Here is a 10418-nt window from a genome sequence, read left to right as displayed (position 1 = left end):
GATGACGGGCTTGCCCGCCGCGGCGGTGTTCACAGCGATTCCCCTTCTTTCAGGACGCCAGCGGCGCGCAGGGCCGCGCTAAGCCATTTGGCTTCGGTGTCGCCGGCTTGGATGGCGGCAATGCGCGCGGCTTCATCGCGCACTTTCTTTTCGGCGGCGGGCAACAGTCCTTCTATCTTTTCGCGCTCGACCACGACTACGCCGTCGGCGTCGCCAATGATGAAGTCGCCTGCATTGACCGTCACGCCGCCCACCGACACGGGATGACCGATGCGGCCGGGGACATTCTTGGTCGGACCATTGGGGTTTGTGCCGGCAGCGAAAACCGGGTAGTCCATCTCGATGATCTCGACCGTGTCGCGCGCGGCGCCGTCCATCACCACGCCGACGATGCCGAGCTTGCGGCAGGCGTTCATCATGATGGTCCCCATCAGCGCGGAACTGAGGTCGCCCTTGCCGTCGATCACCAGAACGTCGCCGGGCTTGGCCAGGGAAATCGCGGCGTGGATCATGAGGTTGTCGCCGGGACGCACTTCAACCGTAAGCGCCGTGCCGGCAAGCTTCATGCCGGGATGCAACGGACGGATGCGGCCGTTAAGGGCGCCGCGTCGGCCGGCTACGTCGGCCAGGATGGCGGGTTGCAGATCCGCGGCGCGACGCACAATGTCGGCGCTGACGCGGGGAAAATCCTTGATGATGTCTTGATGGGCCATGAGCATTCCTGTGTGGGGAAGAGGGTGATGCGGGGAGTGATCAGGCCGGCTTGATACCGGCTTCGCGAATGACCTTGCAGGGGGGGGAATAGCGGGCCTGCATGACGAATCACTCGACCTTCGCGCCCGATTCTTCGACGATCTTGCCCCAGCGGATGCGGTCGTCGTGGATCAATTTGGCGAATTCCCCTGGCGTGCTGGTCAGTACGCGCGCGCCTTGTTCCTGGTACTTCACGCTCAGGTCCTTGGCTTGCAGAGCCTTGTTGAACTCCGCATTCAGGCGCTGCACGATGTCTTTGGGCGTGCCGGCCGGCGCGGCCAGGCCGAACCAGGTCACGGCTTCAAATCCCGGAAAGCCGCGCTCGGCAATGGTGGGCACGTCGGGCATATCGGGCACGCGCTGTGCCGACGTCACTGCCAGCGCCCGCATCTTGCCGTTGCGCACGTGGCCAATCAGCGTGGGCACTGATGACAGGTACATGTCGATCTGCCCGCCAATCAGGTCATTGGACGCTTGCGCTGCGCCCTTGTAGGGGATGTGCGTGAGCTTGATGCCCGCGGCATTCTGCAATTGCACCGCCGCCAGGTGAGCCACGGTGCCGTTGCCCGAGCTGGCGAAGTTCAAGGACTCCGGCTTGGCTTTGGCTGCGGCAAGCATGTCCTCGAAGGTCTTCAGCGGCGAGTTGGCCGGAACCACGATCACCAGCGGCGCGTCCGCGACCAAGCCGATAGCGGTCAAGTCTTTTTCGGGGTCGTAGGGCAGCTTGGCGTAGAGCGTGGGATTGATCGCCAAGTTGCTGGTTTGGCCCAGTACCAGCGAATAGCCGTCCGGCGCCGACTTCGCTGCGGTATCCACGCCGATGTTGCCGCCCGATCCGGGTCTGTTTTCCGTGACGATGTTCCAGCCCGTATTGCTGGCCACCTTTAGCGCAGCCTCTCTGGCCAGCACATCGGTGCCGCCGCCGGGCGGGAAAGGAACGATCAGACGAATGGGTTTGTTGGGGTAGCCCTGCGCCGCGGCAAGGCCACTCACGCACACCAGGGCCAGGCCCGAAAGCACACGCGCGATCTGCTTCATGATTTGTCTCCGATCGTTGTTTTTGGTGGAGGCATTGTGAATCGGTGTTCCGTTCAATACAATGCAAGTTCGTCAGATGAAACGTGTTCCATACAATGAACGAAGAAATACCTCGCGATGGTGATGAGTCCCCGGCAGAAGAAGGCGTAGTCGCCGTGCGTCGAGCGATGAGCATCCTTGCGGCGTTCGGCGTGGAAGACACCCATCTGTCCCTGGCGGAACTGAGCCGGCGCACCGGCTTTCACCGGTCCACCGTATTGCGCTTGGCGCGCACGCTCGCCATGGACGACTATCTGGCCCAACGGCCAGACGGCACGTGGCGTCTGGCGCGCGCAGCCGGTTGGCTTGGCGCCTGCTACCAGGCCACGTTCAACATTGCGGAAATCGTGCAGCCGGTCCTGAGGGATGTATCGGCCACCACGGGGGAAAGCGCCACGTTCTATGTGCGCGAGGGCAAACAGCGCATTTGCATGGCGCGGGTCGAAGGACCCAAATCGATCCGCCACCATGTGCGGATTGGCGCGGCGCTGCCGCTCGAATTGGGCTCGCCGGGACGTGTGCTGCTCGCGTTTTCCGGAGAGCCGGGCGAGCCTTACGAATCGGTGCGTCGCGCGGGCTACATGATTTCCCTGGGCGAGCGCGATGCGGAAGTCTCCAGCATTTCCGCGCCGGTCTACGGCATCAACTGGACGTTGCAGGGCGCGATCTGCATCTCGGGGCCGATTTCGCGCCTGACGGAAAGCGTGCTGCTCGAGCTCAAGGAACCCATTCTTACCGCGGCCAGTCGACTTTCGCGGTCGATGATGGGCGTTCGACAAGCGTAGTGAGTGCCGGGGTGATGGTTGGTGGCGGTTGCTCGCGTCAACCGATTCGGTTCACGGAAGCTGGCCTGTGAAAAGCAAAGCCTGCGCATGGGGCATCAGTGATCCCGCGATACGCGTGCGCAACGTAAAATGTCAGCTTCCAGCCTCTATATGCTTCCGTTATGAACCTTGAACGACTGCGTCGCGAATTTCCCGACTTCGACATAACCACCCTGCCGACCATACCCGAAGGGTATTTCGACGCGTCGAGCTACATCGATGCTGCTCCCTCATTCGAGAACGAGGAGGGCACGTTGAAAGTGTATGTCGACTACGCCAACTATGCCGACCGCGCATCCGGCAGGAGCCAGCGTTACTGCGTTTCGCGCTACGACGAGGAAGCTGGCGACTTCGAAGACGTCGCCCTGTCGACTAACGATTGGGCCGAAGTCATTCGCTTCCTGAGCGCCTGAACGCCCTCGCCAGGGGCGATCGGTTTCCGCTCGGATCGTCGGCTGCTGCCGAACCTGAATCTGTGGCAGTGGATTCCTGCATGCGATCGGCGGCCTCGATGTCAAACGCCCGTTTCTGGCCGACCGGGCGCTAAATCCAAAAGAGGACATTCGAGTAAAGTCGTTTTTCCCGCCAGCATCAGCGAACTGCCATGCCTGAGACATCGCCCCGAACCACCTTCCTCGTGACGTTTACCAACGCAGTGAGCACGTGATGGGCCGTCCGGATGCCCCGAGCCGCCGACGGCCGTGCATACAGTCGATGGTGGCCTTCGCCGTCGCGGCCTTGATCGGCTGGGGTTGCTTTGTCGGAGCGACCGAAGTGGTGGAAAGCCTGCACACCGGGGTGCTCAACAACCGCAAAGGACCTGACATCCTTGCAGCCGCGCAGCCCCTCCTTTACTGGGCCCTGATCGCCTTCTACACGGCGGCAACCCTGACCGCCGCCGGCTTGGCGCTTTTGGTGCTGGCCATTGCCATGCGCGGTCTGATGGGTGCAAGAGGCTCTGATCGATGAATGACCGTCATCAATTGGAAACGCTTCCGCTGAAGTGTGCGATTGTGAGAACCTGTGGCGTAAGAAACCGGTCGCGAACGCGAGATAAGGAAAAATCTCTTTGGAAGTCTTGATTCGAGCGGCACATCTCGCGGACAAAGATGCCCTTGGCACGCTCAAGCTGCGATCCACGCTGGCGTGGGGCGATCATGTTGACGAGTTGCTTGCCCTGGCAGAGGCGGGGCAGTTTTCCGCTGCACGTCTGCCATACGCCATGGTCGCCGAACTAGATGGCGTTCTCGTCGGGTTCATCACGGTAGTCCCCGAGACCGGCACCGAGGCGGAACTCGAAGACCTGTTTGTCGCGCCCGAACTATGGCGAATGGGTGTGGGAACGCGGCTGCTCAACGAAGCCGAGCATCGCGCAGCGCAGCTTGGAATTCGGTCGCTCCACGTTGTGGTTGGCGATCGAGCGCGATCATTCTACGAAGCTTCGGGATTTCTGTTTGCCGCCACCGTGGACACGGAGTTCTCACACGCAGTGAGAATGCGCAAAACCTTGCCCTGACCCGGTTGCCATGTCGTTGGATCCGACGATGGCATCACTTCCCGGACGGCCAACGTCCGCCCAGGGCGCGCGTGGCATCGGCCGCGGCTTCCTGCACCAGCCTGGCCATCTTCTTGACGGCGGCCGGCGAGTAGCGTTCTTTGGGGCCCGACAACGATATGGCGCCACAGATGTCGCCATCCGGGCCGAATACCGGGCTGGCCACCGCCGCGCAGTTGGGGTCGCGTTCGCCCATCGACGTCAGCATCAGGCCAACCTCGGCCGGCGACTTGCCGTCGACCAGGTAGGCCGTCAACAGCCTGCCGGCGGCGCCCTTGTCCAGCGGCAGCAGGTCGCCGACGCGGATACGGTCCAGCGTGGAATGGTGCGAGTCCACGCGTAGCACGCAGGCGCGCGAGGTCGCGTCATGGTAGACGTGGAAAGACGCGCTTTCCGTGCCTTTGTCGACCAGGCCTTGCAATAGCGGCAGGATGGTTTCGGTCAGGCGGTAGGTGGCTTCGTACGCGCGCCCCAGGTGATGCGCATAGGGCCCCAGCGAATAGCGGCCATCGGCGCGGCGTACCACCAGCGCCACTTTTTCAAGCGAAGCAATAAGCCGCAAGAGCGTGCTCTTGTAAAACCCCGTGGCCCGGGAAAGGTCCGCAAGCGTGATGGGCTCGGTGCGTTCTGCAACGGCCCCGACGATGGTCAGGGCGCGTTCGACGGCGGCGACGCCGTCAGTGGAATTGTCCTGAGTAGGGGTGCGACTCATTGGAATGGTAGGGATGGTTAGGCGGTGGTTCCCGACTCCGGATCGATCACCCGGCTGATGACCGGGAAATAGCGGTTGCCATGGCCCTGGTCCAACGCGGCGCTGAACCAGTGGTCAACGTTGCGGGCGCCCAGCGCTTGTACGCCGGTTTGTTCCGCCAACGCCAGCGCGTAGCGCAGGTCTTTGCGGGCATAGTCCACGGGGAAGGCTTTTTCGGGAAATTCACCGGGCAGAATAGCCTTTAAGCCGTGGTTGCGCAACGCGAAGCTATCCGCCGATCCGCGTGTGAAAGTCTCCAGCAATACCTGCGGATCCACGCCCGAACGCCGCGCAATCGCGCGTGCTTCCGACAACGCCACCACGGTTTCGAACAGCACCATATTGTTCAGGATCTTCACGACCTGGCCGCTGCCGACCGGGCCGCAGTAGGTGATCTCGTTGGCGAAGGTGGACACCAGCGGCTTGACCCGCTCAAACGTCGATGCCTCGCCACCGATCATGACGGACAGGGTGCCGGCCTCGGCGGCGGCGCGGGTGCGGGCAACGGGGGCGTCGATGAATGTTGCGCCCTTGCCGGCGAATTCGCCGGCCAGCTCGCGCGTCACGTCAACGGGCGACGTGCTCAGGTCCACGATCAGTTGGCCACTGCGCGTATTGGCCAGCAAGCCGTCCGCGGCGCGCGCCAGTTGCGCCACGACTTCGCCGGACGGCAGGGACAGGAACACCACGTCACAGTCGCGCATGATCTGCTGGGCCGTCGCGGTCTGGACGCCATGCGGAGCCAGGCGCTGCAAGGGTGCCGCGTCGGTGTCGCAGCCCAGCACGGGCAGGCCGCCCTTGGTGGCCAGGTTGCGGCAGATGGGTTCGCCCATGACGCCCAGGCCGATGAAGCCGGCTCGTTGAAATTCAGACATGTGGATAGTCTCCGAAGAAGGCGGGCCGTCGTCGCGGCCCTGGAAAGAATGCGAACGGACGCCTCGGCTTACATGCCGAAGTAGAGGCCCTTGGATTGTTGATACAGGCGCAGCCCGCTGACGCCTTTTTCGCGGCCGATGCCGCTTTGCTTGAAGCCGCCGAACGGCGTGGATATCGAAAGCTGCTTGTAGGTGTTGATCCACACGCTGCCGGCTTCCAGGCGCTTGGCCACGCGCCACGCGCGCCGGTAGTCCGCCGTCCAGACGCCGGACGCCAGGCCGTAGACGCTGTCGTTGGCCTGGTCGATCAAATCGTCTTCGTCGTCGAAGGTCAGCGCGCACAGGACCGGGCCGAAGATTTCCTCGCGCACCACGTGCGCATCGCGTGCCAATCCACCAAGGATGGTGGGTCGGTAGAACGCGCCCGCTTGCAGCGCGTCGTCGTCGGGCCGCTGCGCACCCAGTAGCACTTGCGCGCCGTCGCGCTTGGCGGATTCAACCATGCCTTCGATCTTGTCGCGATGGCCGAACGATGCGATCGGGCCCATCTGGGCGCCGGCGGCATCGGGCAGGTTCACGTTGAGCCGTGCGGCGCGCGCCACCAGTTTTTCAATGAACGAGGCCGCGATGCCGCGCTGCACGTAAAGCCGCGATCCCGCTACGCACGACTGCCCGCTGCCTTCGAAAATGCCACCGATTACGCCGTCTATCGCCGCGTCCTGGTCCGCGTCATCGAACACGATATGCGGCGACTTGCCGCCCAGTTCCAGCGCGACGGGCATCAGCTTTTCAGCGGCGGCATGTGCAATGGCCCGGCCGCTGGCGGTGCCGCCGGTGAACGACACCATGCGTACCCCCGGATGTTCCACCAGGCGGCGGCCCACGGTGGCGCCCAGGCCCGTGACCACGTTCAGGATGCCAGGCGGCAAGCCGGCTTCCAGCGCGATGCGGCCCAGCACCAGCGCGGGTGACGAGGTCACCTCGGAAGGCTTCAAGATCACGGCGTTGCCAGCGGCCAGCGCGGGGGCGACCTTTTGCGCTTCCATCGTCAGCGGCGAGTTCCACGGCGTGATCGCCACGACCACGCCATAGGGCTCGTAGTGCGTCATGGAAAGGTAGTTGCCGCGCGCCGGCGTAACCTCGGCGCCCAGCGTTTCGCACACGCCCGCGTAGTAGCGGAAAGTCGCCGCCGAACTGGCGACTTGCGTCTTGCATTCGGCCCAGACCTTGCCGTTTTCGATCATCTGCAAACGTGCCAGAAGATCCGCATGCCGCTCGATGCCGTCGGCGATTCGACGCAGGATGGCGGCGCGCTGGTGCGGCAGCATGTCGCGCCAGGCGGGTTGGCGTTGCGCCTGCCAGGCGGCGTCGACGGCTTGATCCACCTGGGCATCGGACGCCGCGCTCACCAAATAATTTCGCGCGCCGGTGGCGGGGTTGATGGACGCAAAGGCGGCGTCTTGCTGGGCGACCCATTCACCGCCGATCAGCATGGATTTAAGGGTTTCCGATGATTCGGACATGACGTGATGTTCCTCTCTTGATGGGATTTTTGGCGCGGCCACCGGCAGCCTGGATGCATTTACTCGTTGACAGTCTGCGGCCGAAAAAATATAAAATAGAATAAGCGTTCTGTCTACAGGAACGATAAGAATAAACAAACCGTCATTCGAAGACAAGAGGAGACAACTCGATGCACCGCAATGTCTTGTGCGCGCTGGCATGTGCCACGGCGCTGTTTGCGGGAACGGCGCACGCCGATTCCTATCCGTCCAAACCCGTGTCGATGATCGTGCCGTATCCGGCTGGCGGCGCCACCGACGTGGTGGCGCGCGCCGTCGCCGAAAAGCTGACGCAGTCGTGGGGCCAGTCGGTCATCGTTGAAAACCGCGCGGGCGCCGGCACCACCATCGGCGCCAGTTCGGTGGCGCGAGCGCCGGGCGATGGCTACACGCTGTTCATGACCACGTCCGCCCACACGATCAGCGGCCATCTGTACAACAAGCTCAACTACGACCCGGTCAAGGACTTTGCGCCCATCACGCTGGTCACCAAGGTGCCGCTGGTGCTGGTGGTCAACCCCGCCATCCCCGCCAAGACGTTGCAGGAATTCCTGGCCTACCTGAAACAAAACAGCGGGTCGGTGAACTTTGCGTCCCCGGGCAATGGCACCGCGCAACACCTTAGCGGTGAGCTCTTCAAGATCGCCACGCAGTCGGGCATCACGCACGTGCCTTACCGCGGCGACGCGCCGGCCTTTACGGACCTGGCGGGCGGACAGGTGCAAATGATGCTGGCCACGATTACGTCGGCGCTGCCGTTGATCGAGTCCGGCAAGTTGCGCGCGCTGGCCGTGGCCAACGGCACGCGCGTGCAGGCGCTGCGCAACGTGCCGACCTTTGCGGAAGCAGGCATGCCCGGCTTCGAGGCCGCGACGTGGTTTGGCTTGCTTGCACCGGCGTCACTGCCGCCGGCGCAAGCGCAACGCATCTATGAAGACGTGTCGAAGATCGTGGCCACCCCCGCGATGCAGGCGCGCATCGAAAGCCTGGGCGGGGAAGTCGTCAACAGCACCCCGCAGGCGTTCGCCGCCTTCATGTCGAGCGAACAGGAGAAATGGGGCCGGGCCGTCAAGGCGTCCGGCGCCGTCGCGGCGCAGTAATCGCAACGCCAGGCATGGAGCCAGGCACAGACACAGCCCGTAGCCGCGCGCCGATGCAGCGCAAGGCACGGGTTCAGGCAATCACGGAGGAGACACATCATGGCAGTTTCGAAATGGCTGGCAGCAAGCGTGTTCGTGTTGTCGACGGCGGCGCCCCTCGTGGCAAGCGCCGCTGATTATCCCAATGCGCCGGTGAAGTTCGTCGTGGGCTTCAGCCCCGGCAGCACCATCGATACGGTGGCGCGCATCGTCGGCGAAGCCTTATCCGCGCGAATGAAGCAAACGTTCGTCGTGGACAACAAGACCGGCGCCAACGGCATGATCGCGGCGCGCGCCGTCGCGCAGGCCAAGCCGGACGGCTACACCATCCTGGTCAGCAATTCCAGCTCGATCACGGTCAATCCCTTGCTCTACAAGGACCTGCAATACGACTCCTTGAAGGATTTTGCCCCGGTGACGACGGTGATGTCGGTGCCGTTCATCCTGACCATCAACGCCGAGAACCCCCGCGTGGCAGGCGTAACCGACGTCAAGTCGCTGGTGGCGTTGGCCAAGCGCAATCCGAACACAATCAGCTATGGCTCGGCCGGCAACGGCAACCTGATGCACCTGGCGGGCGCGCAGCTTGCCGCCATGTCCGACGTGCAGATGCTGCATGTGCCGTACCGGGGCGCCGCGCCGATGGAAGCCGGCCTGCTGTCCAAAGAAGTGGACTTCGGCTTTGACACGTTATCCGGCGTGCCACTTATCAAAGCCGGCAAGCTGCGCGCGCTGGCCGTGTCGTCCGCCAACCGGTGGCATGACCTGCCTGACGTGCCCGCGGTATCCGAGCTGGGGTATCCCGGCTTCGACATCTCGTTCTGGGTCGGCATCTTCGCGCCGGCGGGCACGCCGCAGGCCGTGGTGGACCGGCTGAACCGCGAGATCGCAGCCGTCACCCAGGACCCCGACGTGCGCGCACGGCTGGCGGCGCAGGGCAATCCGCTGACGCAATCGCCGCAGGCTTTCCGCCAGAAGATCGAGGAAGAGCTCAAGCAAAACGAAGCGCTGATCAAGCGCGCCAATATCAAGATCGATTGATCGGGCGGCGACCGCCGCATCGGCAATGGGCAGGGAGGAGCACACGTGTCCTGGGATAAAGAACTGCAAGAACTGGCGCTTCGCAAAGAATTGGCGCAGCGCATGGGGGGCGAGGCCAAGGTGCGCCGGCATCGGGAGGGTGGCAAGCTGCCGGTGCGCGAACGTATTGTGCGCATGGTCGACGCGGACTCGTTTCGCGAGGTCGGCGCGCTGACGGGCAACGGGGAATACGATGCCGATGGGCGCCTGACGGACCTGACGCCGTCGAACCTGCTGATCGGCCGCGCCAAGGTGGAAGGGCGTCCGGTGGTAGTGGCCGCCGACGACTTCACGGTGCGCGGCGGCGCCAATGACGGCGCGGTGGGCGACAAACTGGTCGAGGCCGAACGCATGGCGCATGACCTGCGGCTGCCGTTGTTGCGGCTGGTGGATGGCACGGGCGGCGGCGGGTCGGTGCGCAATATCGAGATAAAGGGCCATACGTTGCTGCCCAAGCTGCGCATGTGGCCCCTGATGGCGCAGAACCTGGCCACGGTGCCGGTAGTATCGCTGGCCTTGGGGTCGGTGGCGGGCCTGGGCGCGGCGCGCGTCGCTGCCAGCCACTACGCCGTCATGGTGCGCGAGACCTCGCAGCTTTTCATCGCCGGCCCGCCGGTGGTGGCGCGCATCGGCCAGACGCTGGACAAGAATGAACTGGGCGGCAGCGACATCCATACCCGCAATGGCGTGGTGGACGACGAAGCCGATTCGGAAGCGGACGCCTTCGCCATGGCGCGGCGTTTCCTGTCTTATCTGCCGCGCTCGGTGCATGAATTGCCGCCGCGCGCGACCGGCGCCGCCG

The 10418-nt window shown here is 63.9% G+C and carries 12 protein-coding genes; 7 read left to right on the top strand and 5 right to left on the bottom strand.

What is annotated here, in order from left to right; all coding sequences use genetic code 11:
- Positions 1-29 precede the first annotated feature (29 nt).
- Positions 30-713, bottom strand: coding sequence for an RraA family protein (locus ACE039_RS01345; RefSeq protein WP_485821464.1), 684 nt, complete (start codon positions 711-713; stop codon positions 30-32).
- Positions 714-822: 109 nt separating this feature from the next.
- Entirely contained in the window at positions 823-1791 is a 969-nt protein-coding gene (locus ACE039_RS01340) for a Bug family tripartite tricarboxylate transporter substrate binding protein (RefSeq protein WP_485821463.1), read from the bottom strand.
- Between the two features lie 95 nt (positions 1792-1886).
- Here ACE039_RS01340 and ACE039_RS01335 point away from each other — a divergent pair, with 95 nt between their 5' ends.
- The 4 genes from ACE039_RS01335 to ACE039_RS01320 all read left to right on the top strand — a co-directional run bounded on the left by ACE039_RS01335 (position 1887) and on the right by ACE039_RS01320 (position 4170).
- Positions 1887-2615 (top strand): IclR family transcriptional regulator, encoded by a 729-nt coding sequence (locus ACE039_RS01335; RefSeq protein WP_448712009.1) that lies wholly within the window; start codon positions 1887-1889, stop codon positions 2613-2615.
- A gap of 161 nt (positions 2616-2776) precedes the next feature.
- On the top strand, positions 2777-3067 hold the full coding sequence (locus tag ACE039_RS01330; protein WP_448712010.1) for a hypothetical protein: 291 nt from the start codon (positions 2777-2779) through the stop codon (positions 3065-3067).
- A 301-nt stretch (positions 3068-3368) separates the two neighbouring features.
- Positions 3369-3623 (top strand): hypothetical protein, encoded by a 255-nt coding sequence (locus ACE039_RS01325; protein WP_485821462.1) that lies wholly within the window; start codon positions 3369-3371, stop codon positions 3621-3623.
- A gap of 100 nt (positions 3624-3723) precedes the next feature.
- On the top strand, positions 3724-4170 hold the full coding sequence (locus ACE039_RS01320) for a GNAT family N-acetyltransferase (protein ID WP_448712012.1): 447 nt from the start codon (positions 3724-3726) through the stop codon (positions 4168-4170).
- A 34-nt stretch (positions 4171-4204) separates the two neighbouring features.
- On the opposite strand, the gene ACE039_RS01315 is transcribed toward ACE039_RS01320, so the two are convergent.
- The 3 genes from ACE039_RS01315 to ACE039_RS01305 are packed head-to-tail and all read right to left on the bottom strand — an operon-like array spanning position 4205 to position 7358.
- Positions 4205-4921 carry an IclR family transcriptional regulator gene (locus ACE039_RS01315; RefSeq protein WP_485821461.1) on the bottom strand — a complete coding sequence of 239 codons (717 nt, stop codon included), beginning with the start codon at positions 4919-4921 and terminating at the stop codon, positions 4205-4207.
- Positions 4922-4938: 17 nt separating this feature from the next.
- The gene (locus tag ACE039_RS01310) at positions 4939-5931 is read right to left on the bottom strand and encodes an NAD(P)-dependent oxidoreductase (RefSeq protein WP_485821489.1); all 993 of its coding nucleotides are present in this window, start codon (positions 5929-5931) and stop codon (positions 4939-4941) included.
- Positions 5904-7358, bottom strand: coding sequence for an aldehyde dehydrogenase (locus ACE039_RS01305; RefSeq protein ID WP_485821460.1), 1455 nt, complete (start codon positions 7356-7358; stop codon positions 5904-5906). The genes ACE039_RS01310 and ACE039_RS01305 overlap by 28 nt, the downstream gene beginning before the upstream one ends.
- Positions 7359-7528: 170 nt before the next feature.
- Here ACE039_RS01305 and ACE039_RS01300 point away from each other — a divergent pair, with 170 nt between their 5' ends.
- The 3 genes from ACE039_RS01300 to ACE039_RS01290 form a co-directional block, all read left to right on the top strand.
- Positions 7529-8497, top strand: coding sequence for a tripartite tricarboxylate transporter substrate binding protein (locus ACE039_RS01300; RefSeq protein WP_485811914.1), 969 nt, complete (start codon positions 7529-7531; stop codon positions 8495-8497).
- Between the two features lie 99 nt (positions 8498-8596).
- Entirely contained in the window at positions 8597-9577 is a 981-nt protein-coding gene (locus ACE039_RS01295) for a Bug family tripartite tricarboxylate transporter substrate binding protein (RefSeq protein ID WP_485821459.1), read from the top strand.
- Positions 9578-9679: 102 nt separating this feature from the next.
- On the top strand, positions 9680-10418 hold a 739-nt coding region (locus tag ACE039_RS01290; protein WP_485821488.1), incomplete at its 3' end, for a carboxyl transferase domain-containing protein.

The organism is Achromobacter maghribensis (genome assembly GCF_057334215.1).
Note: the sequence above shows the minus strand (reverse complement) of the source record. Positions and strands in the feature narration are given on the sequence as shown.

Excerpts from the sequence above, each read along its gene's own strand:
- ACE039_RS01345 (WP_485821464.1), bottom strand. The coding sequence starts at position 713 with ATGGCCCATCAAGACATCATCAAGGATTTTCCCCGCGTCAGCGCCGAC.
- ACE039_RS01340 (WP_485821463.1), bottom strand. The coding sequence starts at position 1,791 with ATGAAGCAGATCGCGCGTGTGCTTTCGGGCCTGGCCCTGGTGTGCGTG.
- ACE039_RS01335 (WP_448712009.1), top strand. The coding sequence starts at position 1,887 with ATGAACGAAGAAATACCTCGCGATGGTGATGAGTCCCCGGCAGAAGAA.
- ACE039_RS01330 (WP_448712010.1), top strand. The coding sequence starts at position 2,777 with ATGAACCTTGAACGACTGCGTCGCGAATTTCCCGACTTCGACATAACC.
- ACE039_RS01325 (WP_485821462.1), top strand. The coding sequence starts at position 3,369 with ATGGTGGCCTTCGCCGTCGCGGCCTTGATCGGCTGGGGTTGCTTTGTC.
- ACE039_RS01315 (WP_485821461.1), bottom strand. The coding sequence starts at position 4,921 with ATGAGTCGCACCCCTACTCAGGACAATTCCACTGACGGCGTCGCCGCC.
- ACE039_RS01305 (WP_485821460.1), bottom strand. The coding sequence starts at position 7,358 with ATGTCCGAATCATCGGAAACCCTTAAATCCATGCTGATCGGCGGTGAA.
- ACE039_RS01300 (WP_485811914.1), top strand. The coding sequence starts at position 7,529 with ATGCACCGCAATGTCTTGTGCGCGCTGGCATGTGCCACGGCGCTGTTT.
- ACE039_RS01295 (WP_485821459.1), top strand. The coding sequence starts at position 8,597 with ATGGCAGTTTCGAAATGGCTGGCAGCAAGCGTGTTCGTGTTGTCGACG.